Here is a 26,059-nt window from a genome sequence, read left to right on the forward strand (position 1 = left end):
GGGGTGTGTTCACATCTCGAATGTTCTAGGCTCTTCTATTGCTGGGAAACCGATCGACTTCACGGGCCAGTTCCCCGATAGTCCCATCAGTCGAGCGAATGATCTCGTCGACACCGATGCGATCACCCTGCCTCTACCCAGAGTGGTCCGACCCAGGCGGTCCCGGGATAGCGACGGTCACTCGCCTGGCGAACCCGGACTGTGTAGACGTCGCCTTCGGGACCGGAGGCGTCGCCCCCATCCGTCCCCGTCAGTGATGTCTCGTCGGTCCACTCGGCAGCGGCGGTATATGCGTCGAGACCGGCATCGGCATCCGTTGTTCCCTCGAGTGTCCGCCACGGTTCGGTATTCTTGACCACGGTGATACGCTCGATCGGTTCCGTCCCGGCGACGTGCACCTCGACCGTTCGTGGTGTCTCACGCGAGTCGACCGTGATACCTTCGGACTGGCTTGCGACGTCGACGCCGTCGATGCGAAAGTCGACGAGTATCCGATGCGGTTGGGTTGTCGCGTAGACAGACCGGGAACGGAGTGCGTCGAAGATAGCGGATCGCGAGAGTTCGGGCGCGAGAAACGCCGTGAGGCCACCCGGGTAACTCTGTTCGTCCCAGACGCGCCAGATGTTGCCCCACCCGACGCCGTCCCTGCGCCACTCGTGTATCGACGGGAGGTGTGGCTCGGTGTGGATGAGCGAGTGGCCCGGGTGTGGACCGTGGTAGTCCGACCCGCCCACCATCCCGACGCGGTACCCTAGTTGATGCGCGTCCTGGACGTAGTGGCCGTCCTCTCCGATCTCGCCCTGTCCCATCGCGAGTGGGAACCGGTTGTTCTCGCCGCCAGGTTGTTCGCTGGACCCCCACTGGGAGTACACCTCGACTAGCGGAGCGAGCTCGTCGTCGTAGTCGACGGCCGCGAAGTCGAACGGATACATCGCCTCGGCGGGGTGATGCGGAATCGTCACGACGCCCGAATCGTGACCGTCGTCCCATTCCCGGAGTCGTGACCAGAGTTGCTCGTACGTCCGTGATTCCGAAGCGATGGAGTCGAACAGTTGAGCGTCCTCCGGGTCCTCGAAGTAGACGTTGATGTGGCCACCCTGGTTTGGCTGTTTGGTCCATTCGTAGCCGGGGAGCGAGACGAACTCATCCTCGTCCGTGAACTCCTGTGAACGCTCGAGGAGGCGGTCAAAGAAGCCCCCGTGCATCCGGGACCGCTGCCACGACGGCGGGATGAAAAACCCCATCGTGTCGTGGTCAGTGTAGGCCACGACGTCGAGGTCCATGACATCGCGTCCGTACCGATACCCCCACCCAAGGCTTCCCGTCCCGTCTGAGAGGCGCGAGTGGAGGTGAATATCACCCCAGTAGACCTGCTGGTCGTGGTCGGAATCGACGCGGATCGGGTTCGAGATGAACTGTTCGCCCGTCCGGTCGACGGTCAACGTGAGGTAGTGGATGCCCGGTGATGCAAACTGAATGCCGGTCTGTCGGACGACACCGTCGCTGGCATCGGCGAAGGAGAGCGTATCAGGATGCACCGCTTCCGGGTCAGTCGTCTCGAGCGTCACGGTCCCATCGAAGTCGCCGTACAGTCGCTCACACTGGTCCCAGACCTGGACAGTCACCGACAGCGATTCTCCCGGTTCGACGGTCGACGGGCAGATGGCGTGGAGACGGTCGAACTGCTGTCGCCGGTTGCGGAGAAGCGTTCGCGGTGACGGTGCATTCTTTGCAAACACCTTCACCGTCTCTTTCGCTTTCAGGAGCGGGCCGAACGATGGCATCACTGCCGGCGACCTGGCTCCCACGGACTCTTTGCGGACCCAGTCGGACGGCCATCGTCGAATGCAACGCGTGCCCGGGAGCCGGTATACCCATCGTCACACAGGAGTATGTCGGGGGAGACGACCGGGTCCGGCCCGTCCGATACTGACCCGGCGTCCGAAACTACAGTATCCATTCGACAGACAGCAATCGCCCGTGACTAATCAGGGTTTCGTCCAATGCTATCACGTCCCATGACCCATGTCAGTGGGCGTTCTCTGTCGGAGTACCCCAGAGAGGTTCGACACTGCCCCCCAGATACGCCGATCACGTGCGTTCGAGAAGTTTCGTCTCAGAGACTTCGTTGAAATGGGTGATTGTGACGGAGTCAGTCGTAATGTAGATGCTGTGTCCCCGACGACCCGTCCGAGGAATCCATTCTCGAATGCCGGATCGTGTACTGAAATTCGCTGTGGTCGGACCACCCATACGCCTGTTGCGATTTCAGTCCCTCTCGCTCGCTGTTGCGGAACGTGAGCGAATCCTCTGCGTTCTAACTTGAATTGCAACAGGCCCAACCATCGTTTCGATTGCGTCCCTTACCGGCGGCTGATCACCCGTCGGAGGACGTTCCACACTCGTGACTGGCGTCGTCCGCTCGACTGGTCGGCTTCGAGTTCGTCACACCGGTCGCGTGCGGCCTGTCGCTCCCTCGCGAGCCGTTCGTTCTGCCGTTCGAGTTCGGTGAGACGTGCTTCTAATTCCGCTATCGTTTCCAGATGCGCTGCGTTTCGTTCCTGGAGGTCGATGAGTGACGCCTCCCCCGCGGTCACATCACCGCCGATACCACTGGACTCGTCCGGTGGCTCACTGGCGTTCGTCGAATCGGGTTGGGGCTCCGACTCAGACTGGGATCGACGAGCGTCTGTCTCCGCTCTCTCGCCTTGGGTCCCCGACTTCTGCCGTCCTGCCGGCTGGTAGTACTCGCTGGTGCCCGAGATCGCGCGTTCGACGGTCTTCTCGCCGTAGGTCGACCCGTCGCTGAAGTGCACGTCGTCCCACTTCGTACGGTGCAGTCCAGAACTCGTGAACAGGCGGTTCATCCGGGTCGCGTCCCCACCGGTCCAGAAGGCAAGCAACGAACACAGCGCCATGTCGGCCTCGGAGTGGCTGTCGTAGCCGCTCGTGTCGCCGCGCCACAGTCGATCGAACTTCGCGCCGTTTTTCGCCGCCTGAGCCCGTTCAAGCAGGGCCGCATCGGAGAGAGTCACTGCTGTCGATGGCTGTGGCTGTGCTGGTGACGTCGACTCGGGGTCGACGTTTGTCTCTTCGTCATCGGGCGCGATATGGTCCGTGTACACCGCCTCGAGTTCGCCGTCTCGCGCCTCGATGGATTCGGGCGTCCCCGCGACGTGGTCGCCGGTGACGGTGAAAAACCGTGCATCCTCGTATATCTCGACGCCCCCGCGTCGGTTTCGCTCCCCCGGGAGCGTCCCCCGGAGGAGGACGTGATACCCCGTTCCGGAGGGGCTGACTTCGGTGTAGGACGCAAGCGTCGAAATCACGGTCTTTGCCCACGCCTCGGGCCGACCGGTGTCGGAGTCACGACAGCTATCGAGGTCGACGCCGACGAACGGGTCAGCGTCGGTGAACACGAATCCCAGGCCGTCTGCGATATCGGTTTCGAGGGCTGTCCGTGCGCTCTGGTATGTCCCCCAGGTTTCGGGGTCAGTTGCCGAGGCGTACTGGCCGGTCGCGGGATCGATCGGAATCTTGGTCTCGGTGCCGTCGCGGGGCTGTGTACGCCAGCAGAGCCACTGGTCTCGGTCTCGCAGCACTTCGGGAATCGGTTCGGACGGGGAGGCTGGCTGTGTCGAGGTCATTGTCGGTGGGCACACTCGCCCGTCGGGTGGGCGACAAACTGGCTTCTCCATCGACGCCTTCCTGCTGATCTAGTCACGATCGTGGGGGTGTACATCGAGGCGATACGGGTCGATTCGCGCGGTGGCGCTTGACTGTTTCTACACCCCGCTTCTGTGGCGATAGCGCGGTTGTACGGGCCGTATCAGCTGTCTAGCGTTCGCTCCATCGATGTACATCTCCAGTATTCTCCGGACAGAAGCCCGCTGTAGGGTGATCGTATGGACTGGGTCGGGTTTGCGTTCGTCTGTCCGATACTGGACGGGATCCAGCCATCCTGAACCGCGCTGAGACGCCCCTACACTGCCAGTTTCAGGACCCGACCGTTTGTTATCTCGGGATTAGACAGGTTCGAGAGCGGATCCGAAATCGCCAGACAGAATCAGATTGTACAAGGTTCGAGTGCCGCCAGCTGGGGGTACCTCTCCAGATTAGTACATTTCGGGGGATCGGCGGTGATCCGCTATTCGGACGACAGGGTGGCGAGTGAGACCGTTTTCGGCTGTGTTGGACGTGCTGTCGGTTCGAATGACATATGGGAGAATCTGCGGATATCGGCCGTCTCAGGCCGATCGTACGGTGCATATTCGGTTTTTGGGGTGCTGTGTGTTGGTGCTATCGTTCGATAGTAACTGCGTGCTCTGATCGTCGTCTCCTATTCGAAGAGTGAGGTGCTGTTTCGGCGAATTTAGGGCGTTTCGCGGTTCGCGATCGATTTTGCAATCTGGCCGAGTTGGGATGCGAATACAGTCGAGTACACGGGGTGAGGCGTTAGATTAGTGCGGATGAGCAGGTTCTGTGTACGATACACACCGCGTCCGCACCTGACCTCGTACTCGGTAACGCCAGCCTGTCCGCAGCACGGACTTGCGTTGCCGATATCGCCACCCAACCACTTCCACCCCGGTACCCGGAGCTATATGCCGGATGCCGGCGTATCCATCCGTACACACGGACAAGCGACGCTTTCGGTGATCCCCGATGAACACGAACACGGATTCGCTCGGCGACTGCCCGCGCTGCGAAACGACGCTGACCAGCCGGCACGTCCTCGTGGAGTACGAGACCGCCGCCGAAACGCGTCACTACGCCGAGTGCCCGCAGTGTCGGGATGTTGTCCGGCCACAGACGGGGTAACGGACGTGCCTACCTTCGATGTCGACCGCGATCGGATCAACCTGTTTCACGTCGGTCCCGAGTACATCTTTTCGGAGTACTTCGAGGGGGACGAACTCTTCAGCGACCTCGAACCGTACTACGACGCTGACGAGTATCGATTCGCCGTGCCCGAGGCGGACATCGACGATGTCACGTCCCGACTCGAGGACGCCTACTACGACCCGGTCCTCGTCGAGGACCTCGAACCATACTGCGTCGTGAAGGAGAAGTACACGAAACACGCGGACATCCTCCGGGAGTCGGTCGCAACCTGGGAGCGGCGCGGGAACCTGTTTTTCCTGCTTCCGGACGAACTCACGGTGAAGGAAGCGCTCGAAGACGGTGCCACACTGCTCGCAGACACGGAGTACGTCGTCGGACTGTAACTGTGCTGATGAGCTGACACGCGAAGAGTTCCCTGTACGCACTGCTACCAGTCGTCGCCGATGCGTTCCGATGGATTCGATTCCTCGCTCGTTTACCCGGCTGAACGGCGCTAGAACGGCTTTACTCGGTGCGGACCGTACCCAGTCCAATGCCGATCAGGCCGAACGTCGTCGAACGACTGGTCTTGCTCCGCCTCAACCGGGGCCCGGCACCGATGCTCGACCTGTTCGGCGCGGCGGCCTTCGAATCGGTGTCCCTCGCGCTGGACCTGAACCGCTTCGAAGCGCTCGCGGCCGCCGAGGGTCCACTCGCCGCCGAAGCCCTCGCCGACCGCATCGACGCCCACCCCGAGGGGACCACGGTACTGTGTGAGTTCCTGGTGGCCGAAGGATATCTGGCCACAGCGGGTGATGGCTACCGGCTCACCGGGATGACCGAAAAGTGGCTCCTCGACGACGTCAGGACGAACATGGGTCCGTGGCTCGCCTTCTGGAACGAACTCGTCTTCCCGTTCTGGGAGCGCGAACTCGAACCCGCGGTCAGAACCGGCGAGCCCAGCCTGTCGATCTACGACTGGTTCGACGAGGAACCGGGTCGCTGGGCGGTCGCACAGGCGGGGTTCCGGGCGAGCGCGTCCCTGCTCGTCGAGGACGTAACGGAGGCGGTAACCGTTCCCGACGGGGCGACGCGGGTCCTCGATGTCGGGGGTGGCCACGGGCTGTACGCGATGGAGCACTGCCGACGCCATCCGGTGCTCTCGGCGACGATATGCGACCTGCAGGGGGCCGTCGATGCCGTCCGCGACGAGATCCCCGCGGATATCTCGGACCGCGTTCGGACGCGAGTGGGGGACTACCGAACCGACGACCTCGGTGACGGCTACGACCTCGCGCTGGTGTTCATTTTCATTCACGGGATGGCGATGAACGTTCCCCATATTCCCGGTTCGATATCCGATCGCTTCGGGGTGAACATCCGCGCTCTCCTACCCTGCCCGCCGGTGGAGCCACGCGGCACAGACGAGCGCGACGAGTCCGCTCACGGCGGCGACGGCGAACGCGACGCGATAGCCAAGCAGCGTGTACACGCGACTGCCAGCGACCGTCTCGCCCGTCCAGAAGACGTCAAGTGTCCATCCCATGACGCCCGGTAGGACGGCCGCGCCGAGGAAGCTCATCCCGTTTATCGTCCCCGTCGCGGTCCCGGACCGCGCCGCCGTGTGGCGCTCCTTGATCACGGTGTAGGAGAGCGTGAACCCGCCCAGCAGGAACATGACGGCGAAAAAGACCACGCCGACGTACCACAGCGGCGGCGTCCCGAGGACGACGATGCTCGTGTACGCGACGAAGTAGATCACGGCGGCGACGAGGATGATCCCGGTTCGCTCCTCCAGTCGGTCGGAGAGCCATCCGAGGATCGGCGACCCGAAGACGAGGCCGGCGTTGCCGACGAGCGTGTACAGCGACGCCGTCTGGACGGACACGTCGTAGGCCTGGACGACGTAGGGGACGCCCCACAGGCCCATGACGGTGAAGTTCATCCCCGCGGCGAAAAACAGCATCGCGCCCATGATCCAGGTGTCCCGTCTGTCGAACACCGCTTTGACGCCCTCAAACACCTCCGAGAAGGTCTGCTCGGCGGACTCGGGCGTTCCCTCGACGGCCGATAGCCCGGCGTCGGACGGCGTGTCCCGCACGAGGACAAACACCGCCGCGGTGAGCGCGAACCCGGTCACACCGACGCCCAGTAGTCCGTCGCGCCAGCCGACGGCCGCGACGAGGATGGCCAGCGGCGTCGCCGCGAGAAGCCCGCCGACCGCCGACGCCGAGAGCGTCAGCCCAGTCACGGTCGCGAACTCGTCGCGCCGGTACCAGTTCGCGCAGTAGCGCAGCGTCGCGATGTAGATGACGCCGCCGCCGAGTCCGATGAGCAAGCGGGCGAGAAATCCGGTGGCGTACGTGCCGGCGAACGAGAACCAGACGACGCCAAGCCCCATCACGGCCGAGCCGACCGTCGCGACACGACGCGTGCCCCATCGGTCGGCGAGGATCCCTGCAAACAGCTGCATCGGCGCGTAAACGTAGAAGAACGCCGAGTGGAGCAACCCGAGCTCCGCGCCCGTGGTGTCGAACACCCGGCTGAGGGTGTCCGCGAGGACGGCCGTCGAGACGCGGTGGAAGTTGACGAGGACGAACGCGCCGGCGAGCGCCGCCCAGCCGATCCACCGGCGCTTGGTCGGGTCGCTCCAGATGCCACGGACCATGTTATCGCGATTCATAATCACACTGTCGAATATAGATATCGGACAACTGGCGGGCCCCACCGCCCCCGACCGTGGAGTCCCTGCCTGTCGGCGGGTTGCTCTCGACCGTCGAACCGGCGGTATGCACCTCGTCACGACTGCCGCTATCGGGTCACAGCGGAGGTCTCTCGAAGAAATCCCCTTCTCCGCTCGGTGTTAGCTCGACGAGCTAGCCGGGGGCCGTCACCCGAGGAGGTATCGGGTCCAGGGGTACCGTTCGACCAGCGGCTGTCCGCCGACCTCGTACTGTTCGATGTACTGGTCGAGGCCGAGGATCCGGCCGGCACCGAACGCGGCGACGGCGAGGAACACGAGCATGTACGCGAAGTCCCCGTTGATGTACCCGTGAGAGATCTCCCAGTTCCCGAGGTAGAACAGCAACATCATGAACGCGCCCCAGAACGCCGCCAGTCGGGTCAGCGCGCCCACGAGCAGGCCGAGGCCGATGAGTATCTCCCCCCACGGGACGGCGACGTTGACGAAGTCCACGAACCACGGCGTGTTCCCCATCGACACGAAGAGGTCGGCGACGGGGCTGTTGTTGGCCGGCGGCGCGTTCTGCAGGTAACCGGCCGCACCGAAACTCCCGGACAGCACCTTGTCGAACCCGCTCTGGAAGAACGCCAGCCCCATCATGAGACGGAGCGCGAGGATGAACCACACGCTCAGCGTGTGGAGCTTCCCTTCCGCCGTGAACCCCGCAACGGTGCTCCGTATCGTCACTTCTCGTGTGCTCATGGTTCACCCATCGATGTCACATGGTAAATAGTATCCCCCTATCTGGCAGGTCGACCCTGTGGTCCCCAGCAGTGCGTTCTGTCCGGGGTCGGCGGGTTCGACTCCGACGGCGACCACCACGGACACCGCGACTGGACGGCGCTCGCGCTCGCCGGCCTCGCGCTGACGTGTATCGCCGCCGGTGCCGGGATCGCGCTGGTGTAGGCGACGCCCACTGCCCCGCGTCCGACCCGTCTCGGATACCCCTCACGTGTGTCGAGCAGGTGCCCCGGAGTGTCTATCAGCGCCGCGAATCGCTTCGCTGCCGGTCGGGGCACTCGACGGCGCGCGCCACCGCAGTCGCTCGGCGGTAAAAGAAGCGCTAACACTCCGGGACCGGCTCGAACTGGAACCCCGTCGTTCCTGCTTCGTGAAGCGTGTACTCGATCCCGACACAGGGTTCACTAATATCGAGATCGGCGAACTCCGACGGATGAAGGTGCGCCACCTGGGTGCCGGTGTCGATGTCGACCGAGTAGCGTCCCCGGGTTTCTACCGGATCGTCGACTCGGACCGTCGCCTGGTCGGCTGTCGTCCCGAGCCGGTAGGTCTCTCCGAACACCTCCTCGTCGTTTCGTTCGATGGCCACGTCGAGGGTGTGGGGTTCGTCTCGGTTGTTCCGGAGACGCAGCCAGGCGATCGTCTTTTTCGGTGGCCCGATGCGTCCGAGACACCCACTCGTAAGGGTGGCCACGCAGAGACCGAGCCAGATTCGCCGCCGCATATGCGATCGGGCTTCCCGTAGACGTAAAAACGACAGGAAGATTAAAACTATAGTTTGTGCTACGCTCCCTCCACGTAGCAGAACCACAATCTCGCCATCGGCGTCCCCCTTCGGGATGGGAATACACTCGACCGTACATCTCTCGGCGTGTTCGACGAGTGTCTGGCCGGTCCGGTGTTCAGTAGCGATTCAGTACTACAGGTCGGCCCCGGCGAAGCGGTAGTATCCGACGGCAAACGGCACGACGAGCCACGCTGCGAGGATCACGATACCGACCTCCGGGGAGAGGTAAAACGGGTCAGCGCCAGCGGCCGTGACATCGACGCCAGCGTCGGCCCCCACGGGCTCGGTTCCGACCCCGCCCGTCAGGTCGGGCAACAGCGCGGTGACCGTCGAAAAGTACGCCGAAGAGGGAGATACCTGCATCACTGGGTACATCCAGTCTGGGAGTTCCGTGGGGAGAGTAAACCCCTCGACGACGTACACTACCCCCATCGGAACGACGTCCCAGAACAGCTCGAACACGACGAAAAAGCCGAGCGCGAGGGTCGTCGCACGCGAGGTCGACCCGGTCGTCGCCGAGAGGCCGACCATGATCCCGGCGTAGACGGCGACGAAGACCAGCGTAACGAGAACGAACACGGTCGCACTGACGGCGTCGACGCTCCCGAGCAGCGCAGCCCCGACCCCGAGCCCGACGACGAGGCCGACACCTAGGCCGAACATCAGCACCGTCGCGCGCCCGAGAACCTTCCCGGCGAAGACGTTTGCCCGGTCGGTCGGCAGGGAGAGCAGCAGTTTGATGCTCCCGAGCTCACGCTCGCCTGCGAGGGACTTGTAACAGACCACGATCGCGGCGATGGGAACGAACAGCCCCGTGATCCCGACGGTGAACAGCAGGAGTCCGTCGAACGTTGCGCCGCCCGACCCGCCGAAGAGCTCCGGAACCTCGACGTACGCGTACGTCGAAACGACCGAGAGCATGACGAACGTGCCGACGAGCGCCCAGAGGGCCCGCGACTGCACGGCGTCCCGGAAGTCCTTCTTCGCGACGACCAGCCAGGTCATGTCCGGACCTCCTGTTCGTCGTTGGTGTAGCGACCGAACAGGTCTTCGAGCGACGACTCGACAACTGAGAAGTCCTGAACGGGCGAAACGTCGGCATCGATCGCGTGTAGAACGGCGAACTTCGAGACGCCGTCGACGGTAACACGGAGCCTGTCACCGTCGATGGAGACGCTCCCGACCCCGTCGAGGGAAGCGACTTGCTCGACGACGGCCTCGCTGTGGTCGGCCACGTAGACGAACAGTGTTTCACCCGTCTCGGTCGAATCACGGAGGCCGTCGATCGTGTCGACGGCGACGAGCTGGCCGCGGTCGATGATAGCGACGCGGTCACACACCGCTTCGACCTGTTCCATCACGTGGCTGGAGAAGAACACCGTCGTTCCGCGACTGTTCTCCTCGCGGATGATCTCGCGCATCTCCCGTGCGCCGTTGGGGTCCAGCCCGGTCGACGGCTCGTCGAGCACCAGCAGGTCGGGGTCGCCGGTCAGCGCCATCGCGAGCACGAGCCGCTGACGCATGCCCTTCGAGTAGCCGCCGGCCTTCCGGTCCGCAGCGTCGGCGATCCGAACCCGCTCGAGGAGCGCCGAGAGGTCCTCGTCCACCCCCTTCAACTCGCGCACGAACTCCAGGTGTTGACGGCCCGTGAGGCGGTCGTACACGTGGTAGGCGTCAGGGAGGACGCCGGTCCGTCGGCGGACCGCCCGGCCGTCCGCCTGTGCGTCGTGGCCGAGGACGCGTACGCTCCCGTCGGTGGGGCGGATGAAGTCCAGCAGGATGTCGATCGTCGTCGACTTCCCCGCGCCGTTCGGGCCGAGGAAGCCGAATATCTCGCCGTCCTCCACGCGGAGGTCCAGCCCATCGACGGCGCGGACGTCGCCGAACCGCTTCGTCAACCCCTCGATCTCAATCGCCGCCATAGAGGGCACCTCGATAGCTCTCGGGGTCGGTCCAGCCGACTGTCGCAGTGGCGTCTCCCATAGCCTGCGTTGTGCATCCGCCGAGATAAGTATTGTTGTCTGATTGATATTTTGACAACGAGGCAACTCAAAGATGTTTGAGAGAGCAGTCCGTCAGATCGGATTCGGTCGGCAGGTATCGCTGTCGGGGTCTACCTCTCGCGGTGGGACCGCTACTCGGCAGTACGGAGCACAGGTGCGCTCCCGTTGGCCCCGTCGATAGAGAATCGCAGAGTGATATCGTCCAGCGTGACGGTGACTTCGAGTTCGATCGGGTCCGAAGCGACAGTTTCGGTCGTTATCACGTCGCCGACCGTGTACTCCCAGAGTTCCCACAGTGGGGTCGTCGGGAGCGCGACTCCCGCGTCCCAGAACGCCCCCATCGCTGCCGGGTGGAACGCGACCGCCGCCTCGACCGGGATGTGGACCGTGAACCAGCACTGCGGGCAGGCGCTCGTGTACGTATGAAGGGTTTTGTCACCGCGTTCGTGCGTCTCGATCCCCGTCTCGACGGGCCCGAAACACTCCGGGCAGACGTTTCCTCGAACCTGGACGTAGGTGCCCCAGATACGGTGGCCGAAGCTGTCGACGATCTCCCCCGGACTGCGGTTTCGTGCCTGACTCCGCGGGAAGTAGTCGGTGATCAGCGTCGAGTCACACGCAGTGCAACGGATCGTGAACTGTTCGGATTCGAGCGTCGCGACCAGTGAGGCCGCCTCGCAGAGTACGCAGACGCCGTCGACCTCCTGCCTCTCGAAGCTCGGCGAACTCTCGTACACGCCCGAGCGGACCGCACGCACGATCTTCCGACCGCTGTACGTCAGCTGGTACCCCTCGGGCGTCTCGGTGACGAACTGGCCGACGAGCTTCCGGAGGTGGTAGGAGAACTGCGAGGTGCTCCCGATGTCGACCGCTTCGTAGAGTTCGGTAAACGATCGCGTCAGCCACTGCTCCCGCTGTGTCCGTTCGGCCTCGGCCAGAGTGAGGAGTATCTGGAGCCGGTTGTCGTTCCCGAGTGACCCGAGCGCGGCACCGATATCGGTATCGGCTCCGAGTTGATCGTCTGTTAAACCCATCTCGATCCCTCGTAGGATCCCGTCCGAGAAGAAGGGGACGGGCACGGTGCAGGGGCCCCCGGCATTGCAGCCGCTGCATCCCGCGTGGTTCGGCAAGACCGGGCCCGGCGAGCATCGCGATGGGCCCACAGGCGTTGCTATGGCTCACTCGACTGTCCGAGCCGTCCGCAGGCTATGGTTTTCGATCCCGGAGCACAGCACGCGGGCATCGGTCGCACCCGTCGGTCGCCGGCGCACTGGTCACTTCAGGAACCCCGAGAACACGCGGGACTCGATGGCCCGGAGGTGGTCGCCCACGGTGCTCGACGTGATCCCGAGTTCGTCTGCGATGTCCCCGTGGGTCGCCTTCCGGGGGTTCTCGTAGTATCCGGCCCGGAGCGCGGCCTCAAGTACCGTCCGCTGGCGGTCGGTCAGTCCCGCAAAGACCCCCTCCGCGTCGGGAGCGTAGGACCCGGTCGACACCAGCTCGATATCGACTGACTCGGGCAGGTCGAACGGCCCGCCGGCGAAGTCCGTCTCGCGGCCGATCATCGTGACCCGCTGGCCGCCGTCGTCCGTGTACTCGATCGGCATGTCGACGACGAACTCCGCGGTCCGCTGCTGGTCCAGTAGCTCGGACAGAAGCGGCGTCGCGTCGACGCGGCTGTAGCAGTACCCCGACGAGTCGCCCGATACGGCGTACTCGTACACGGCCGGTGACGACTCGGCGATGTCGTGATAGCGGGCCAGGTCCCCCTCCACCTCGGCGAGCATGGCGACGGTCCCGTCCGCCAGTTCCTCGAACGCGTGGATCGCCTGCCGTTCGAGCGCGGAGGACTCGGCGAGCTGTTGCTCGACCGGATGCAGTGCCTCCGGGTCGGGGTACAGCACGACGGTGACGTACCGCATTGCCCACGACCTGCGCGGGGACGGATATAAATCCATCCCGAATACGGGCGGCCAGCACTAACCCGCCGTCGACCGAACACCGACGCATGAGCGACGCGTCGACGCTCCCGTCACCCGAGGGCCTCCCGGTGCTCGGGCACGGCATGGCGTTCTCACGCAACCCCGTCGAGGCGATGGAGCGATGGGCGGCCCACGGCGACATCGTCCGGCTACAGTTCGTGGGCGAACCGATGTACATGGTGACCGGTCCCGAACACATCGAGCGGATCCTCGTCGACGAGCAGGAGGCGTTCACCATCGGCCCACGACAGCGGACGACGTTCCAGGGGGTCGAGGACGACGCGATGACGACGGCGACGGGCGACCGGTGGAAGCGCCTGCGCCGCGCGGCCCACCCCGCGTTCACTCGCGACCGGATCCACCAGTACGGCGACCGCATGGCGGCCGTGACCGCCCGGTTCGTCGACGAGTGGGCCGACGGCGAGGCGGTCGACCTGCACGACGAGATGCGGCGGCTGACCGTGCAAATCCTCGGCGAGACGCTGCTTGACGCGGACCTGCGCGGTCGGGAGGACGTGGTCATGGACGCGGCCGACGCGCTCGTCGCCCGGACGAACTTCCGGCGGCCCGGCCTGCTGCTTCCGGACTGGGTGCCGACCCCCACCGACTACCGCTTCCGTCGCGCCGTCGAGCGGCTCGACGCGTTCGTCGACGACCTCCTCGCCGAGCGGCGGGCGTCGGCCCCCGAGCGCGAGGACGTGTGCTCGGTCCTGCTCGACGCGCACCAGCGGGGCGACCTGTCGATGGACGAGGTCCGGGAGAACGTCGTCGCGTTCCTGCTGGCGGGCCACGAGTCGCCCGCTGGCGCGCTCACCCGGGTCTGGTACCTGCTCGACGACCACCCCGACGCGGCCGCCGCGGTCCGCCGGGAGGCCGAGCGCGTGGTCGACGGCGGCCGGCCGACTGCGGCGGACGCCGACGACCTCGAACGCACGCGCCACGCCGTACAGGAGGCCCTCCGGCTGTACCCCCCAACGACCGGCGTGAACCGGCAGGCGACCGAGCCGGTGACGGTCGGCGGCCACGAGTTCGACGCCGGCGCGCAGTTCATGATCCCACAGTGGGTCCCCCACCGAGACGAGCGCTACTGGGACGACCCCGAGACGTTCGACCCGTCCCGGTGGACGCGCGACGCCGACCGCCCGGAGTACGCCTACTTCCCGTTCAGCGGCGGCCCGCGGCGTTGCATCGGCGCGGACTTCGCCCGGCAGGAACTGACGCTCGCGCTGGCGACGATGGCCGGCCGCGTCGAGCTGGACGTGACGGCGTCCGGCCCGCTGACGTTCGTCCCCTCGGTCCAGCTCCGGCCCGAACCGGACATCACCGCGACCGTCCGTCGGTGAGGCGGCTGGACGTGGTAGCCGCTCGCGTCGCCCGCGGCGACCGCCGGCGCTGTTTCTCTTTCGGAAACACTGCTGTACCGCTCTTGTATTCCCGGGCCCATCTCGGGGTATGGACGACTCCGCGGACGCGCGGCCGTGTGGTGTCGGCATCAGAGGCGTCGCGATGACGATCGACTCGGCGGTGTGGCTGCTCCTGTTCGTCGTCGCCGTGTCGGCCGTCGGCGCGCTCACCGGGCAGATGGAGACCACCGCGACCGGCGTCGAGACGGACCTCAGCGGACCTCCCGCGGCGCTGGGGCTGCTCCTCTGGCTCGGGCTGTCGGTCGGCTACCACACGCTGTTCGAGTGGCGCTTCGGGAAGACCGCCGGCAAACACCTCGTGGGGATCCGCGTCACCGGCGACGACGGGTCGCCGCCGTCGTTGCGGGCGGCGTCCGTTCGGAACGTCCTCCGGATCGTCGACTGGCTCCCGCTGTTCTACGCCGTCGGTATCGCGGCGCTGCTGACCTCCGACCGACATCGGCGGCTCGGCGACCGACTGGGGGAGACGCTCGTCGTGCGAGTGTAGCTACGGACGTGGCTTCGTCCCGGAAGGTCGGTGGTAGACTCCAGCACCGCTGCCCCGGTTTTCGGGACCCGAGCGACCGGCCGACCGTCCGCTCGGGGCTGGCGTTCACCCGGGCGAACGGCTACCCGTCCCCGCTCGCCGACCCGTCGTCCGACCCCTGTACGACCAGTTCGACCCCATCCCCGCTGAACTCGACCACGATCTCCTCACACACCGCCCAGTACTCGGCGTGGTGGTGGCCGTTCGAGTCGTACACCGTCGCCGAGTCCACGAGCCCGGCCCCTTCGAGCCGGTCGAGATGGCGGTACGCGGTCACCCGCGACACGTCGGCCAGTTCGACGACCTCCCGGGCGCTTCGCGGCTGGTCCGCAACCGCCTCCAGCACCCGGCGGGTCGTCCCGTCGCCGAGCAGCGACAGGAGATCCGCCGGATCCGCTCCGTCCGTCGTCGCTGCTCCGTCCGCGTCCTCGTCGTTCGCCGTCTCGTCGTCCGGTGACCGATCGATGGAGGGCTGATGCGTAGTCATCTGCTGTGTCCGACGGTCGTACGTTACACTGGGGAGTATCTGTACTCTATCGAGATACTCTCTACACAACCCGAACTACTATAGTATCAGTACTATCTATACTATCGACAATGGCGACCGAGTCCGCCCTCCACTCGATCGACGAGGTCCACATCGCACCGCTTGGCTACGAGTTCGACCGGATCAAGGTCCCCGTCCTCGAATACGGCGCTGACGTGCTGTACCTGCTCGGCGACCGGGAACTGCACCGCACGTCGTACCACGAACGCCTCGAAGCGGAACTCACCGACTGCGGCGTCACCGTCCACCGTGATAAGGTCGACCTGGACGACGTGTACGACGTGCTGGGGAAGATCACCACCATCGTCGACGGGTACGACGACGACATCGTCAGGGTCAACGTGTCGAGCGGCCCGAAGCTGACGGCGGTGGGTGCCGCGCTCGCCTGCATGGCGACCGACGCGAGCGGCTACCACGTCCACCCCGAGTCGCGGTCGCATCCGATCGCGGAGACGCCCCGCACCGAGGGCATGGAAGTCGCCGAGCCGCTCCCCTCCTACCCGCTGGAGACGCCGACGGCCGACCAGGTGCTGGTGCTCGACTACGTCGACCGCGAGAGCGACGAGACGTACACGCCGAAGAAGAGCGACCTGATCGCCTTCGCCGAGGACCACGACCTCGAGTTCATGCGCCGGGCCGACCCGGCAAACGAGAAGGCGAAGTTCGCGCTGCTGAACAACCGGATCGTCGACCCGCTCGTCGAGCAGGGGTACGTCCGGATCGAGTCCGTCGGCCGGACGAAGCAGGTAACGCTGACCGACACTGGTCGGAAGGCGCTGCGCGCGTTCCGGCACAAACTCTGAGTACGTCCGGAAGCCCAGGTAGGCTACGCTCCCTCAGCCGCCGAGGTAGCCCCCGATGGCTCCGAACCCGGCCGAGAACAGCAGTCCCCACAGCACCAGCGAGAGGCCGAGTTCCGGTCCAATGCTCACCCCGGCCTCCTCGACGGTGAACGCGACCGTTCCGGCGGCGAGCACCGGCACGTAGCCGACGGCGACGCTCGCCCCCGCGACCGCGTTCGCCTCGTCGGAGAGCGGTTCCTGCACCCGTCTCGCGACCGCGAACCCTGCGAGGAACAGGATGACGGCCGGGATGGCGTTGAACACGAGCGGGTCGAGCTGGGGGATCTCCTCCAGGTAGTTTATCGAGGTCGACCCGACCGACGTCGTGATGTCGACCTTGTGGGCGTTGTAGAACGGCCAGCCCAGGGCGACCGGATCGTCCGGCAGCACCGAGTCGACGGTCCCGCCGGTGATCTCGTCGATGCGGTAGAAGAAGTAGACGACGGTCACGACGAACGCGGCGACGAAGCCGATGACGCCGTAGATAAGCCCCCCGACGGGCCGGAATCCGTCTGTGGGAGACTGCGTCGTCTGTCCCGCCTGTCTCGCCTGCCCCGTCTGTCTCGGCTGTTGTTGTTGTCCTCGTGAGGACATACAGCTGTCCTGACAGCGTGCCGGCATAAAACCTCGCGAGGAAGCAATATCTCAAATGAAACGTTGGTCGTACAACACCCAGGACTCACCTGGTCTCCGGATCGGGGAGAACGTGAATCGAACTCCCCAGATACTTCGAGAGGGCGTCGTCGACGGTGTCAGCGTTGAACTCGTCGAGCGACGCCCCGACCTCGTCCCGGAGCGCGTCCAGATACGCCTCGTCGGTCCGCAACTCGCTGAACGAGACCTCGGCGACCGTGACGCCGAGGGCGTCTTCGGTCAGGGCGCGGAAGTGTTCGGGGTCGCTCAGTTCGCCGCGCCAGAGGTTGTCCCGGAAGAACAGCCAGCCGTCATCGCCGGGCGGCGCGGCCTCGCGGGACAGGGTCGTCTCGAACGTCGCCGGGTCGACCGTCGTCCCGGGCGGCGACGGGTCGAGGCGAAACGCGACGCGGAACACGTATCGGGCGGTCCCGACGTGACCGGACATAGTCGGCGGTACGCTCGCTCCGATGAAAAGCGCTCGTCCGGCCACAATGGTTATCTATCCGATCCGAGTTGGGTGTGAACGGACAGCAATGGTCGATCTCCCCGGCATCCTCGCGACCGTGTTCGGCGACCGCTCCGCGACCGTCAGGGAGTGTCGCCGCTGTGGGGCCACGGCGGCGGCCGACGAGGACGTCTGCTCGAACTGCGACGCCGGGGAGATCGTCGAATACAGGCTCGACTCGTGACGGCCCCCGATCTGCGATCGCTTATAACCCTTTGGCAGGCTTGCGCCGCCTGATACCGGTCTGCTCGATTCATTACCGTTTGGTTGTTCGTGGGTGGTATGGCAGCCATCGAAGCGACCGACGTGTCGAAACGGTACGGCAGCGTGCACGCGCTGGACCGAGTCAACCTGACCGTCGAGGAGGGGGAGACGTTCGGCTTCCTCGGACCGAACGGGGCCGGCAAGTCGACGTTTCTCAACACGCTGCTCGATTTCATCAAGCCGACGGCCGGGTCGGTCGAGATATTCGGCCACGACTGCCAGACCGAGACCGTCGCGGTCCGCGAACGGGTCGGCGTCCTCCCGGAGGGCTACTCGGTGTTCGACCGGCTGACGGGCCGCCAGCACATCGAGTACGCCATCGAGTCGAAGGACAGCGACGCCGACCCGATGGACATCCTCGACCGCGTCGGGCTCAGTCCCGAGGCCGACCGCAAGGCCGGGGGCTACTCCAAGGGGATGGCACAGCGACTGGTGTTCGGGATGGCGCTCGCCGGCGAACCGGACCTCCTGTTGCTGGACGAGCCGACGACGGGGCTGGACCCGAACGGCGCGAAGGAGATGCGCGAGATCCTCCGCGAGGAGAACGAGCGCGGGGCGACGATCTTCTTCTCGTCGCACATCCTCGAACAGGTCGAGGCGGTCTGTGACCGCGTCGGGATCCTGCAGGGGGGCCAGCTCGTCGCCGTCGACACGATAGAGGGACTCCGGAGTTCGCTCGGTGGCGGCACCAAGCTCGTCATCACGCCGGACGAACTCCGCGACGGGACCGTCGAGACTATCCGGGCGGTCGAGGGCGTCGAGACGGCCGTCGCCGAGGAGGGGCCGACCATCGAGGTGACCTGCACGAACGACGCGAAGATGGACATCCTCGTCGAACTGCGCAACGCGGGCGTCGATATCATCAACTTTCGGACCGAGGAGGCGTCGCTCGAGGACATGTTCGTCGAGTACACCGGTGGCGGGCGATGACGTGGGAGGACGTGGTCCGGCACGACGGCCGGCTGTGTCTCGGCGAGCGGTCGGTCAGGCTCGTCCTCGCGGCGGTCGTGTTCGCGGTTCTCGTGCCGGCGTACTTCTATCCGATCAACGGCACGCCCCCGTTCACGACGGCCCGGTTCGGCGGGTACGCCAGCGGCTGGGTCACCCTTCTCGTCCCGCTGGCCGGACTCGTGCTCGGCTACAACGCGATCGCCGAGGACCGGGAGTCCGGGGCGGTCCGGCTCTCGCTGTCGCTCCCGAACAGCCGACAGGACCTGCTGTTCGGGACGTTCCTGAGCCGCACCGGGCTGCTGACGGCCGCGATCCTGACGGGGATGGCCCTCGGCGGCGCGCTGGTCGTCTACCCCTTCGGCGAACTCGTCCTCCTGCCGTTCCTGGGGTACGTCCTCCTGACGGTCCTGTTCGGGGCCGTCTGGACCGGCCTCGGCGTCGCGGTGTCGTCGGCCGTCACGACCCAGCGCCGGGCCAAGGCCCTCGGGTTCGTCCTCTTCGCCGCCTTCGTGCTCCTCTGGGACACCGGCGTGAACGCCGTGCGGATCGGGCTGGAGCGGGTCGGCCTGACCGACGGGACGCTTCCCGACCCGGTCCAGTTCCTCGTCGGCAGCACGCCGGGCAACGTGTACGGACGGCTGGTCCGCGGGTTCGTCGAGCCGACCGGCGGCGTCGGCGGCCCCTGGTACCTGAGCGAATGGGTCGCCGTCCCCCTGCTAGTGCTGTGGCTAGTGGTGCCGCTCGGGATCGCAAATCGCCGGTTCGACCGGAGTGATCTGGCATGAGCTGGCGGGCCCTCGCCGGAAAGGACGTTCGCGACGCCGCGCGGTCGCGGACCGCGTGGCTGCTGACGGCGCTGTCGCTGCTGGTCTACGGCGGCATCGCCGTCTATCAGGGCTCCGTCGGTGAGCCGACGCTGGCGTCGCTGGTCGGCACCCTCTCGGCCGCCGTGGTTCGGGTCGTCCCGGCGCTCGGCCTGCTGGTCGGCTACAAGTCGATCGCCGACGAGCGGGCGGACGGCAGCCTGCTCCTGACCCTGTCGATGCCCCACAGCCGCCGGGACCTGGCGGTCGGGAAGTTCGTCGGCCGGACCGTCGTGTTGCTCGCGCCGACGCTCGGCGCGCTGCTCGTCGCCGGCGCGATCGGCGTCGGCAAGTTCGGCACCGACGGGCTCGCGAGCTTCCCGTGGTTCCTGCTGGTGGCAGCCCTCTACGGGACCGTGTTCGTGGCGGTCGGCGTCGGTATCTCGATGACGACGACCGACGACCGCCGGCTCACGCTCGGCGCGATCGGCGCGTACGTGTTCCTCGTGAACCTCTACGGCGGCGTCCACTCGGCGGTGCTGGTGTTCCTCCATCGCGGGCGGTTCCAGGTGCTTTCGAACCTGCCCGACTGGGCGCTCCTCTACCGCCTCTTCCAGCCCAGCGAGGCCTACTACCGGCTGCTCCATCTCGGCTTCGACGCCGCCCCCGCGGCCCGCTATCTGGCGGGCGGCGCGCCGTTCTACGTCGACTGGTGGATGGCGCTCGTCGTGCTCGCCGTCTACTGTGTGGGGGCGCTCGGGATCGGCTACCGGCGGTTCAGCGCCGGCGACCTGTAGCCCGGGCCGGTGCCGGGTACGGTCGCCGCGGCGCTCACGCGTCGTAGGCGTGTGCTTCGAGCGTCGCCAGCTCGACCGAATCCAGCACCGCCTCGTTCGTCGCTTCGAGCACGACGGGCGGGACGGTCGTCTCCGGGAGGCGCTGGGTACGCGTGGCTTCGAGCGCCTCGACCCACCGCCCGAGGCAGAGACACCAGCGGTCGCCCGGGTCGAGCCCGGGGAACTGGAGCTCCGGGCGCGGCGTCACGAGGTCGTTGGCCCGCTCCTTGCTGAAGCTCAGGAACTCCTCGGTCATCACCGCACAGAGTTCGTGTCTGCCCCGGTCGTCGGGGTGGGTGCCACAGCAGCCGTCGCGCTCGAAGCCGGTCGTCGGGTCGGTGCTGCAGGCCGCGAGTTCCTCGCCGAGAACGTTCCGTTCGGACATACGGGCGGATCGTGTCGTGGGGGTAAAATTCCCCGTGCGTGACGGTCCCCTGGCCTCCCAGTAGTCGCCATCGGCGGTCATCCGGCGTAACTCGGCGACCGAATCGCGACGAGCGTCGTCGCGGGGCCCCCGACAACCAGTTGACGCATACGTCCTATGGACTACATCGGATAGTTTGCACACCGTCGGGTGTCTGCACGAGCGTCACGACGGGATTCCCCCGACCGGACAGGCTTTGCAGCAGCAACACAACCCGTACGTATGCCAGACCTGATCGTCCGGGACGCGTATCTCGCCGACCGGGACGCGGTGGTCGACATCGCCGTCGAGTCGGGCCGGATAGCCGCGATCGCGCCGGCGGTCGACGCGACCGCGCCGACGGAGGTCGACGCCGACGGCGGCCTCGTGTCGCCCGGACTCGTCGACAGTCACGTCCACCTCGACATGGCCGAGTCCGCGTCCGACGGGCGGCGGCCGCGCAACAACGACGGCGGGTTCGACCGCGACGACGTGATCCGGAAGACCGCGTCGTACTTCGAGGCGACGGACCCGGCGACGATCCGGTCGACGGTCCGGTCGGTCGGTGCCGAGGCCGTCGCCAACGGCGTCCTGCACGTCCGCACCCACGCGTACGTCGACGGAACGGTCGGCTCGGACGTCGTTCGAGCCGTACTGGACGCCCGCGAGGAACTCGCGGATCTGCTGGACATCGAGGTCGTCGCGTTCCCACAGCGGGGGATCGGCCGGGACGCGGGGTCCGAAGCCGCAGTCCGAGCGGCACTCGACGCGGGCGCTGACATCGTCGGCGGGCTCGACCCGGTGACGCGCAACGACGACCGGGCGGGCACCGTCCGGCGGTGGTTCGACATCGCCCGGGACCACGACGCCGACCTCGACGTCCACGTCCACGAGCCCGGGGAGACGGGCCTCCGGACGCTCGAACACGTCGCGAAGCAGGCGGTCGAACGCGACCACCGGGACAGGGTGACCGCCAGCCACGCCTACGCGCTGGCGGATTCCGAGCCGGACCGGCTCGAAGCGCTGTTCGATACCTTCGATGAGGCGGGGCTGAGTCTGGTCACGTGTTATCAGAGCACGCCGGATGGAATGCCCCTGCGGGAGGCCCACGAGGCCGGCCTCACACTCGCACACGGGACGGACCAGGTCCACGACCTGTGGGGCGCACACGGGAACGTCGACGCGCTCGAGGCGATGCTGGTCGAGTCATTAAAGCTGCCGGCGTACTCGACGAACTCCGGCCTCGAAACGCTCTGGGCGCTGATCACGGCCCACGGCGGCGACCTCCTCGGCGTCGACGGCTACGGCGTCGCCACGGGAACGCCGGCGGACCTGGTCGTCCACGACGCCGCGTCCCCGCAGTGGGCGATCCTCGAAAACAGGCCGCCTGCGTACGTGCTCAAGGACGGCGTCGTCGTCGCGGCGGACGGCGAACTCTCCGACTCACACGACTGGACATTCGGGCCGCGCTAATTCAGGTCCGCCCCGTCAGCCGTTGGGGTTCCTTCGAGGGCGGCCGTCCGTGGGACGACTTCGATGGCCGTCTCGGCCGCGATGGCGGCCCCGCCGTCGACGCGCTCGACGCGCAGGACCACGTCCTCCGGGGTGGCACAGCCGCAACTCACGAACTCGTCCCACTCGTCGCCGACCGAGACGGGTCCCGCGTGGGCCCGTCGGAGGTACTGTCGGTACGTCCGCTCGGTCAGGTTCTCGCGGAGCCACTCGCCGTCGGCGACCCACCAGTCGCCGTCTGCATCCGGGTCCGTCTCCGGGGGGCGAAAGGAGACCACGATCCGGTCGGCACCGTTCTCCACGGTCTCGGGGTCGGCCGTATTGACGCCGGGCGAGTCGCTCGTCCCCATCAGTCGTCCGCCCCCGTGTCGATCGATCCGGCCGGTTCCGGGCCGGACGCGTTCGGTTCGGGGTACGCCTCCACGTCGAGGACGGTCGTACTCCCCACGCCGGCGGCGGTGACCGCCTGCTGGTAGTCGCGGTCCATCACCGAGAGGTACGCGGCGTTCGTAAATAACACCTTTGGATAGAATATACAATACTGCCGGGGCAGTCCCGTTGCGTCGGAACCCCGAACGGCGGAGGGAGCGAACCGGGGAGCAAGGCGGCCGGTTAGCCTTCGACCTGCGGTGTCCCCGCCTCCTCCTCCTCGTACTTCGTCTCGAACTCCTGAATGAGCTGGCCCATCTTGGCGTACCAGTCGTTGAGCAGCCGCTGCATGTTGTCCGCGATGTTGGCCGGGTCGGTCGGCTTGTACACGTGGTAGTAGCCGCCCTGTTCGTAGTTGACCTGCTCCTTCTGGATGAAGCCGGCCTGCAGAAGCCGCTGGACGGCGCGGTACGCGGTCGACCGCTCGCGGTCGACGGCCTCCCCGATCTCGTCGACGGTGAGCGGCTCGTCGGTGTCGACGAGCGCCTGAAACACCTCCCTGTCGAGTTGCTTGAGCCCGTGGAAGCATTCGAGCAGCCCCTCACACTCCATGTCACGCTGGAGCTGTTCGGACATCGAATCTGGCATTGTTCTCACCTCTCCGTTGACGCTACGCGGTTAAAAGATTTGTGTAGAGAACGTACAATCCTCTGCGAAGGCGCGGGCACGTGACGGAAAACGCTGCTGTGCGAAAGCGGCGGTCGTCACCCCACGGGAAGCAGCCGGACTGCGAGAAACCCGAGCGCGAGCAGCACACGCCGCAGGCCACCGGTCAGGTCGCGGCGGACGTCGAGCGCGACGACTCCGGCGACGAGTAGCGACGCCGCGACCGGGAACCACAGCCCGTCGACTCCGAGCGCCCGCTGCTCGACTCCGACGACGGATCCTGCCGTCCCATTTGGGCCGAGCGTCGCGAACTCGACGTTCGCGAGAACCGCGCCGACAGCCCCCGCCAGAAGCCGGACGCTGTGTCGCTCCGCCACGTCGGCGGCCGGCGTCGGAAAGTCGTCAGCGTTCATGTCGTACACCCCCAGCTACCCGACGGATGTACAAAAGGTTTGTATAGAAATACATTTACTACACAATATAGAAACGACAACCAGATCCGGGAAAGCGTCTTAAAGGCTCAAAAGCCGACTATGGCTCGAAAAATGGACTATCTGGCTGTCTGAATGTTCGCAGCACTCACAATAACCAACATTCTTTTGACCGCGGATGCAATATTGTGCGATAGCTCCAATACGAATCAACGGAGCGGATCAACCAATGAGTGCAGAATTCGACATCGCGGAGACGCTCGACGTGAAAGGTGCATCGTGTCCCATGCCGGTCGTGCAGACGAAGACGGCGGTCGACGACATGGACGCCGGGGACGTGCTGGAAGTGCTGGCCACCGACCCCGGAAGTATGAGCGACATCGACGGGTGGGCCGACGGTACTGACGGCGTCGAACTCGTTGACCAGGCGGAGGGCGACGACGTGTACAGATACTACGTGCGCAAGACGGAGTGACGATGAGCACGGAGACACCAGACGCGTCGGCCGAGGGCCCCCCCTCGCGCGCCGAACTCGCCGCACGCGTCGACGAACTGGAGGACGCACTCGCGGCGACCACCGTGGAGAGCGAGGACGACAGCAGGAAGATGAGTATCATCGCCACGAAGGGGACCCTCGACATGGCGTACCCGCCGCTCATCCTTGCGAGCACCGCGGCCGCCTTCGGCTACGAGGTTACGGTCTTTCACACGTTCTGGGGGCTTGACATCCTCCACGAGGAGCGCTCGAAGGACCTCAAGCTGAGTTCGGTCGGAAACCCGAACATGCCCGTGCCGAACGCGGTCGCCGCGCTGCCGGGCATGGACCGCGTGACGACCAAGCTGATGGAAAAGCGGATCGCCGACAACGACACCGCCACCATCGCGGAACTCATCGAGACGAGCCTCGACATGGGCGTGGAGTTCCAGGCCTGTCAGATGACTATCGACCTGCTGGACTACGACGAGGACGACTTCTACGACGGCGTCACGACCGGTGTCGGCGCGGCGACGGCGCTGCAGGACATGGCCGAGGCCGATATCCAACTTCTCGTCTGAACGGACGATCCCGACGCGGCCATATCGGACGAACTCGGCCGGGCTACCCGTCGACCGCAGCGTCGTAGTCGTCCGGAGCACCCGAGAAGAGCGTGATCGTGTCGTAGCCCAGCCAGACGATGACGACGACCAGCACCGTCCGATCCCAGGGCTTACTCGTGCTGATCGCCCCCGACGCTCGCGGAGAACTCGTCGTCGGGGTGCCGTTCACCCACCAGCGGCGTCGTCTACATCCGCGAGGAACTCGTCGAGCGCTGTGAGGTCGCTTTCACGCTGTCCCTCGGGGATCAGTACCTGTACCAGACGCATGGACGGCGTAGATCGGAAGCGGGAATAAAGCCGACTGTGGCCGAGTAGCACCGTCCGCTCCGTCCGGACGAACGAAAAAAGCCCTCGGAGCGGAAACGGATCTGAATGGCCGTGGGGCCGCTTCGGGGTCCACTCCCGCTACTCGATCAGGCAGCCATTTTCTCCGCGGCGAACTGCTCGCGGAGTTTCTCCTCGTCCTCGGCCGAGAGGTTCGTCTCCAGGATCTCGGGGCCGAACGGTTCGAGCGCATCGACGACGCGGTCGCGCTGGACGCTGCTCACGAGCATGAAAAGCGCGGACTCGCCGGGGTCTATCTGTTCGCCAACCGCCTCGATGAACGAGTCGTCGATCCCGATGTCCGAAAACCGTCCGCCCAGCGCGCCACTCACCGCACCGACCGCCATCCCCAGCACCGGCGCGAGGAAGATAAGCCCGATGAGCAGCCCCCAGAACGCGCCGCCCATCGCTCCTGCCCCGACGAGGCTCTGGGCCTGTTTCACGTCCGTCTTTCCGTCCTCGTTCCGGACCACGACGGCCGCGTCCTCCATCGTGATAAGCTCCTGTTTCTGTAGTTCGAAGAGCTTGTCGCGCACTTTGAGCGCACCCGATTCGTTGTCGAACGCCAGTACGATCAGTTTCTTCATTTCGTTCCCCCCAGTCGAACTCGGACGTAGGATATGAAGTACGTTAGCATGGATGGACTGACCTGACAGTCGTCCTGAGTCGTACTGTTGCTCGCGATGGTACACACGTACCGGACCAGACACGAGTCGGAGCCACCCCGATGGATGGGTAAACTCGAAACCGCGACGCCACGGTTCTCGTTCAGACTGGGATTTCTCCTGCTCGGGTGTTTCCCGATCGACCTCCTCACGTCGGTCGCCGTGGGTACTGGAAGT

31 protein-coding genes and 2 pseudogenes are annotated in these 26,059 nt (G+C 65.8%); 14 read left to right on the forward strand and 19 right to left on the reverse strand.

The features are described 5' to 3' along the window. Positions 1 to 122: 122 nt before the first annotated feature. Both D8896_RS00240 and D8896_RS00245 read right to left on the reverse strand, forming a co-directional pair. Entirely contained in the window at positions 123 to 1,784 is a 1,662-nt protein-coding gene (locus D8896_RS00240; protein WP_121820068.1) for a DUF3604 domain-containing protein, read from the reverse strand. A gap of 579 nt (positions 1,785 to 2,363) precedes the next feature. Next, on the reverse strand, positions 2,364 to 3,647 hold the full coding sequence (locus D8896_RS00245; RefSeq protein ID WP_121820069.1) for a phage NrS-1 polymerase family protein: 1,284 nt from the start codon (positions 3,645 to 3,647) through the stop codon (positions 2,364 to 2,366). 1,018 nt (positions 3,648 to 4,665) lie between these two features. Here D8896_RS00245 and D8896_RS19045 point away from each other — a divergent pair. From D8896_RS19045 to D8896_RS19800, 3 genes and pseudogenes are all read left to right on the forward strand, one after another. Further along, positions 4,666 to 4,821 (forward strand): DUF7837 family putative zinc-binding protein, encoded by a 156-nt coding sequence (locus tag D8896_RS19045; protein ID WP_162991369.1) that lies wholly within the window; start codon positions 4,666 to 4,668, stop codon positions 4,819 to 4,821. 5 nt (positions 4,822 to 4,826) lie between these two features. Continuing rightward, entirely contained in the window at positions 4,827 to 5,228 is a 402-nt protein-coding gene (locus tag D8896_RS00250) for a hypothetical protein (protein ID WP_121820070.1), read from the forward strand. Positions 5,229 to 5,443: 215 nt separating this feature from the next. Next, a pseudogene (locus D8896_RS19800) lies at positions 5,444 to 6,109 on the forward strand (methyltransferase family protein); the annotation flags it as partial. A gap of 105 nt (positions 6,110 to 6,214) precedes the next feature. Here D8896_RS19800 and D8896_RS19805 read toward each other — a convergent pair. The 7 genes from D8896_RS19805 to D8896_RS00290 all read right to left on the reverse strand — a co-directional run bounded on the left by D8896_RS19805 (position 6,215) and on the right by D8896_RS00290 (position 13,020). Further along, positions 6,215 to 7,492, reverse strand: a complete 1,278-nt coding sequence (locus tag D8896_RS19805; protein ID WP_121820071.1) for an MFS transporter — start codon at positions 7,490 to 7,492, stop codon at positions 6,215 to 6,217. A gap of 222 nt (positions 7,493 to 7,714) precedes the next feature. After that, entirely contained in the window at positions 7,715 to 8,269 is a 555-nt protein-coding gene (locus D8896_RS00265) for a DoxX family protein (protein ID WP_121820072.1), read from the reverse strand. Between the two features lie 361 nt (positions 8,270 to 8,630). Further along, entirely contained in the window at positions 8,631 to 9,032 is a 402-nt protein-coding gene (locus tag D8896_RS00270; protein ID WP_121820073.1) for a hypothetical protein, read from the reverse strand. A 195-nt stretch (positions 9,033 to 9,227) separates the two neighbouring features. Then, complete coding sequence (locus tag D8896_RS00275; RefSeq protein ID WP_121820074.1) at positions 9,228 to 10,100, reverse strand: ABC transporter permease subunit; 873 nt, start codon at positions 10,098 to 10,100, stop codon at positions 9,228 to 9,230. Continuing rightward, complete coding sequence (locus D8896_RS00280) at positions 10,097 to 11,017, reverse strand: ABC transporter ATP-binding protein (protein ID WP_121820075.1); 921 nt, start codon at positions 11,015 to 11,017, stop codon at positions 10,097 to 10,099. Before D8896_RS00280 ends, D8896_RS00275 begins: the two co-directional genes overlap by 4 nt. Before the next feature lie 212 nt (positions 11,018 to 11,229). Next, the gene (locus tag D8896_RS00285) at positions 11,230 to 12,132 is read right to left on the reverse strand and encodes an ArsR/SmtB family transcription factor (RefSeq protein WP_121820076.1); all 903 of its coding nucleotides are present in this window, start codon (positions 12,130 to 12,132) and stop codon (positions 11,230 to 11,232) included. 240 nt (positions 12,133 to 12,372) lie between these two features. Further along, the gene (locus D8896_RS00290; RefSeq protein ID WP_162991370.1) at positions 12,373 to 13,020 is read right to left on the reverse strand and encodes a helix-turn-helix domain-containing protein; all 648 of its coding nucleotides are present in this window, start codon (positions 13,018 to 13,020) and stop codon (positions 12,373 to 12,375) included. 86 nt (positions 13,021 to 13,106) lie between these two features. On the opposite strand from D8896_RS00290, the gene D8896_RS00295 reads away from it, so the two are divergent. Together D8896_RS00295 and D8896_RS00300 are read left to right on the forward strand one after the other, a co-directional pair. Beyond that, positions 13,107 to 14,423 carry a cytochrome P450 gene (locus D8896_RS00295; RefSeq protein WP_121820078.1) on the forward strand — a complete coding sequence of 439 codons (1,317 nt, stop codon included), beginning with the start codon at positions 13,107 to 13,109 and terminating at the stop codon, positions 14,421 to 14,423. A 109-nt stretch (positions 14,424 to 14,532) separates the two neighbouring features. Continuing rightward, positions 14,533 to 14,991 (forward strand): RDD family protein, encoded by a 459-nt coding sequence (locus tag D8896_RS00300; protein ID WP_121820079.1) that lies wholly within the window; start codon positions 14,533 to 14,535, stop codon positions 14,989 to 14,991. A 121-nt stretch (positions 14,992 to 15,112) separates the two neighbouring features. Here D8896_RS00300 and D8896_RS00305 read toward each other — a convergent pair whose 3' ends face one another. Then, positions 15,113 to 15,517 (reverse strand): ArsR/SmtB family transcription factor, encoded by a 405-nt coding sequence (locus D8896_RS00305; RefSeq protein ID WP_121820080.1) that lies wholly within the window; start codon positions 15,515 to 15,517, stop codon positions 15,113 to 15,115. Between the two features lie 110 nt (positions 15,518 to 15,627). Between D8896_RS00305 and D8896_RS00310 the strand changes: the two genes are divergently transcribed. Further along, positions 15,628 to 16,380, forward strand: a complete 753-nt coding sequence (locus D8896_RS00310) for an HFX_2341 family transcriptional regulator domain-containing protein (RefSeq protein WP_121820081.1) — start codon at positions 15,628 to 15,630, stop codon at positions 16,378 to 16,380. A gap of 33 nt (positions 16,381 to 16,413) precedes the next feature. Here D8896_RS00310 and D8896_RS00315 read toward each other — a convergent pair whose 3' ends face one another. Both D8896_RS00315 and lwrS read right to left on the reverse strand, forming a co-directional pair. Continuing rightward, positions 16,414 to 17,013, reverse strand: coding sequence for a hypothetical protein (locus tag D8896_RS00315; RefSeq protein WP_121820082.1), 600 nt, complete (start codon positions 17,011 to 17,013; stop codon positions 16,414 to 16,416). A gap of 85 nt (positions 17,014 to 17,098) precedes the next feature. Then, on the reverse strand, positions 17,099 to 17,500 hold the full coding sequence (gene lwrS, locus D8896_RS00320; protein ID WP_121820083.1) for an LWR-salt protein: 402 nt from the start codon (positions 17,498 to 17,500) through the stop codon (positions 17,099 to 17,101). An 88-nt stretch (positions 17,501 to 17,588) separates the two neighbouring features. On the opposite strand from lwrS, the gene D8896_RS19050 reads away from it, so the two are divergent. From D8896_RS19050 to D8896_RS00335, 4 genes are all read left to right on the forward strand, one after another. Continuing rightward, positions 17,589 to 17,744, forward strand: a complete 156-nt coding sequence (locus D8896_RS19050) for a hypothetical protein (protein ID WP_162991371.1) — start codon at positions 17,589 to 17,591, stop codon at positions 17,742 to 17,744. Positions 17,745 to 17,842: 98 nt separating this feature from the next. After that, the gene (locus tag D8896_RS00325; protein ID WP_121820084.1) at positions 17,843 to 18,754 is read left to right on the forward strand and encodes an ABC transporter ATP-binding protein; all 912 of its coding nucleotides are present in this window, start codon (positions 17,843 to 17,845) and stop codon (positions 18,752 to 18,754) included. Beyond that, positions 18,751 to 19,560, forward strand: a complete 810-nt coding sequence (locus D8896_RS00330; RefSeq protein WP_121820085.1) for an ABC transporter permease — start codon at positions 18,751 to 18,753, stop codon at positions 19,558 to 19,560. Before D8896_RS00325 ends, D8896_RS00330 begins: the two co-directional genes overlap by 4 nt. Next, on the forward strand, positions 19,557 to 20,375 hold the full coding sequence (locus D8896_RS00335; RefSeq protein ID WP_121820086.1) for an ABC transporter permease: 819 nt from the start codon (positions 19,557 to 19,559) through the stop codon (positions 20,373 to 20,375). Before D8896_RS00330 ends, D8896_RS00335 begins: the two co-directional genes overlap by 4 nt. Before the next feature lie 34 nt (positions 20,376 to 20,409). Here D8896_RS00335 and D8896_RS00340 read toward each other — a convergent pair whose 3' ends face one another. Next, on the reverse strand, positions 20,410 to 20,799 hold the full coding sequence (locus D8896_RS00340; RefSeq protein ID WP_121820087.1) for a DUF2237 family protein: 390 nt from the start codon (positions 20,797 to 20,799) through the stop codon (positions 20,410 to 20,412). 261 nt (positions 20,800 to 21,060) lie between these two features. Between D8896_RS00340 and D8896_RS00345 the strand changes: the two genes are divergently transcribed. Next, positions 21,061 to 22,290: an amidohydrolase family protein gene (locus tag D8896_RS00345; RefSeq protein ID WP_121820088.1), complete on the forward strand. Its 1,230-nt coding sequence runs from the start codon at positions 21,061 to 21,063 to the stop codon at positions 22,288 to 22,290. On the opposite strand, the gene D8896_RS00350 is transcribed toward D8896_RS00345, so the two are convergent. From D8896_RS00350 to D8896_RS00360, 4 genes are all read right to left on the reverse strand, one after another. Beyond that, positions 22,287 to 22,679 carry a hypothetical protein gene (locus D8896_RS00350; protein ID WP_375137041.1) on the reverse strand — a complete coding sequence of 131 codons (393 nt, stop codon included), beginning with the start codon at positions 22,677 to 22,679 and terminating at the stop codon, positions 22,287 to 22,289. The genes D8896_RS00345 and D8896_RS00350 overlap by 4 nt on opposite strands. Further along, positions 22,679 to 22,816 carry a hypothetical protein gene (locus D8896_RS19055; RefSeq protein ID WP_162991372.1) on the reverse strand — a complete coding sequence of 46 codons (138 nt, stop codon included), beginning with the start codon at positions 22,814 to 22,816 and terminating at the stop codon, positions 22,679 to 22,681. Before D8896_RS19055 ends, D8896_RS00350 begins: the two co-directional genes overlap by 1 nt. Positions 22,817 to 22,941: 125 nt before the next feature. Beyond that, positions 22,942 to 23,346, reverse strand: coding sequence for a helix-turn-helix domain-containing protein (locus D8896_RS00355; protein ID WP_121820089.1), 405 nt, complete (start codon positions 23,344 to 23,346; stop codon positions 22,942 to 22,944). A 116-nt stretch (positions 23,347 to 23,462) separates the two neighbouring features. Then, positions 23,463 to 23,777 (reverse strand): hypothetical protein, encoded by a 315-nt coding sequence (locus tag D8896_RS00360; protein WP_162991373.1) that lies wholly within the window; start codon positions 23,775 to 23,777, stop codon positions 23,463 to 23,465. A 247-nt stretch (positions 23,778 to 24,024) separates the two neighbouring features. Between D8896_RS00360 and D8896_RS00365 the strand changes: the two genes are divergently transcribed. Then, a complete protein-coding gene (locus D8896_RS00365; protein WP_121820091.1) occupies positions 24,025 to 24,270 on the forward strand; it encodes a sulfurtransferase TusA family protein in 246 nt (81 codons plus the stop codon). Positions 24,271 to 24,272: 2 nt separating this feature from the next. Next, complete coding sequence (locus tag D8896_RS00370; protein WP_121820092.1) at positions 24,273 to 24,851, forward strand: DsrE/DsrF/DrsH-like family protein; 579 nt, start codon at positions 24,273 to 24,275, stop codon at positions 24,849 to 24,851. A gap of 43 nt (positions 24,852 to 24,894) precedes the next feature. Here D8896_RS00370 and D8896_RS19060 read toward each other — a convergent pair whose 3' ends face one another. Together D8896_RS19060 and D8896_RS00375 are read right to left on the reverse strand one after the other, a co-directional pair. Beyond that, positions 24,895 to 25,062: a hypothetical protein gene (locus D8896_RS19060; protein ID WP_162991374.1), complete on the reverse strand. Its 168-nt coding sequence runs from the start codon at positions 25,060 to 25,062 to the stop codon at positions 24,895 to 24,897. 244 nt (positions 25,063 to 25,306) lie between these two features. Further along, a complete protein-coding gene (locus D8896_RS00375; RefSeq protein WP_121820093.1) occupies positions 25,307 to 25,804 on the reverse strand; it encodes a DUF1269 domain-containing protein in 498 nt (165 codons plus the stop codon). A gap of 78 nt (positions 25,805 to 25,882) precedes the next feature. Here D8896_RS00375 and D8896_RS20205 point away from each other — a divergent pair. Beyond that, positions 25,883 to 26,053 (forward strand): annotated as a pseudogene (locus tag D8896_RS20205) (GAP family protein); the annotation flags it as partial. Positions 26,054 to 26,059 lie beyond the last annotated feature (6 nt).

Source organism: Halostella salina, assembly GCF_003675855.1.
GTDB lineage: Archaea > Halobacteriota > Halobacteria > Halobacteriales > Natronoarchaeaceae > Halostella > Halostella salina.

Coding starts and splice junctions, on each gene's coding strand:
- D8896_RS00295 (WP_121820078.1), top strand. CDS start 13,107: ATGAGCGACGCGTCGACGCTCCCGTCACCCGAGGGCCTCCCGGTGCTC.
- D8896_RS00290 (WP_162991370.1), bottom strand. CDS start 13,020: ATGCGGTACGTCACCGTCGTGCTGTACCCCGACCCGGAGGCACTGCAT.
- D8896_RS00240 (WP_121820068.1), bottom strand. CDS start 1,784: ATGCCATCGTTCGGCCCGCTCCTGAAAGCGAAAGAGACGGTGAAGGTG.
- D8896_RS19050 (WP_162991371.1), top strand. CDS start 17,589: ATGGTCGATCTCCCCGGCATCCTCGCGACCGTGTTCGGCGACCGCTCC.
- D8896_RS00360 (WP_162991373.1), bottom strand. CDS start 23,777: ATGAACGCTGACGACTTTCCGACGCCGGCCGCCGACGTGGCGGAGCGA.
- D8896_RS00265 (WP_121820072.1), bottom strand. CDS start 8,269: ATGAGCACACGAGAAGTGACGATACGGAGCACCGTTGCGGGGTTCACG.
- D8896_RS00330 (WP_121820085.1), top strand. CDS start 18,751: ATGACGTGGGAGGACGTGGTCCGGCACGACGGCCGGCTGTGTCTCGGC.
- D8896_RS19045 (WP_162991369.1), top strand. CDS start 4,666: ATGAACACGAACACGGATTCGCTCGGCGACTGCCCGCGCTGCGAAACG.
- D8896_RS00350 (WP_375137041.1), bottom strand. CDS start 22,679: ATGGGGACGAGCGACTCGCCCGGCGTCAATACGGCCGACCCCGAGACC.
- D8896_RS00280 (WP_121820075.1), bottom strand. CDS start 11,017: ATGGCGGCGATTGAGATCGAGGGGTTGACGAAGCGGTTCGGCGACGTC.
- D8896_RS00335 (WP_121820086.1), top strand. CDS start 19,557: ATGAGCTGGCGGGCCCTCGCCGGAAAGGACGTTCGCGACGCCGCGCGG.
- D8896_RS00375 (WP_121820093.1), bottom strand. CDS start 25,804: ATGAAGAAACTGATCGTACTGGCGTTCGACAACGAATCGGGTGCGCTC.
- D8896_RS00300 (WP_121820079.1), top strand. CDS start 14,533: ATGGACGACTCCGCGGACGCGCGGCCGTGTGGTGTCGGCATCAGAGGC.
- D8896_RS00355 (WP_121820089.1), bottom strand. CDS start 23,346: ATGCCAGATTCGATGTCCGAACAGCTCCAGCGTGACATGGAGTGTGAG.
- lwrS (WP_121820083.1), bottom strand. CDS start 17,500: ATGTCCGGTCACGTCGGGACCGCCCGATACGTGTTCCGCGTCGCGTTT.
- D8896_RS00305 (WP_121820080.1), bottom strand. CDS start 15,517: ATGACTACGCATCAGCCCTCCATCGATCGGTCACCGGACGACGAGACG.
- D8896_RS19805 (WP_121820071.1), bottom strand. CDS start 7,492: ATGGTCCGTGGCATCTGGAGCGACCCGACCAAGCGCCGGTGGATCGGC.
- D8896_RS19055 (WP_162991372.1), bottom strand. CDS start 22,816: ATGGACCGCGACTACCAGCAGGCGGTCACCGCCGCCGGCGTGGGGAGT.
- D8896_RS00310 (WP_121820081.1), top strand. CDS start 15,628: ATGGCGACCGAGTCCGCCCTCCACTCGATCGACGAGGTCCACATCGCA.
- D8896_RS00275 (WP_121820074.1), bottom strand. CDS start 10,100: ATGACCTGGCTGGTCGTCGCGAAGAAGGACTTCCGGGACGCCGTGCAG.
- D8896_RS00370 (WP_121820092.1), top strand. CDS start 24,273: ATGAGCACGGAGACACCAGACGCGTCGGCCGAGGGCCCCCCCTCGCGC.
- D8896_RS00365 (WP_121820091.1), top strand. CDS start 24,025: ATGAGTGCAGAATTCGACATCGCGGAGACGCTCGACGTGAAAGGTGCA.
- D8896_RS00345 (WP_121820088.1), top strand. CDS start 21,061: ATGCCAGACCTGATCGTCCGGGACGCGTATCTCGCCGACCGGGACGCG.
- D8896_RS00325 (WP_121820084.1), top strand. CDS start 17,843: ATGGCAGCCATCGAAGCGACCGACGTGTCGAAACGGTACGGCAGCGTG.
- D8896_RS00245 (WP_121820069.1), bottom strand. CDS start 3,647: ATGACCTCGACACAGCCAGCCTCCCCGTCCGAACCGATTCCCGAAGTG.
- D8896_RS00270 (WP_121820073.1), bottom strand. CDS start 9,032: ATGCGGCGGCGAATCTGGCTCGGTCTCTGCGTGGCCACCCTTACGAGT.
- D8896_RS00315 (WP_121820082.1), bottom strand. CDS start 17,013: ATGTCCTCACGAGGACAACAACAACAGCCGAGACAGACGGGGCAGGCG.
- D8896_RS00340 (WP_121820087.1), bottom strand. CDS start 20,799: ATGTCCGAACGGAACGTTCTCGGCGAGGAACTCGCGGCCTGCAGCACC.
- D8896_RS00285 (WP_121820076.1), bottom strand. CDS start 12,132: ATGGGTTTAACAGACGATCAACTCGGAGCCGATACCGATATCGGTGCC.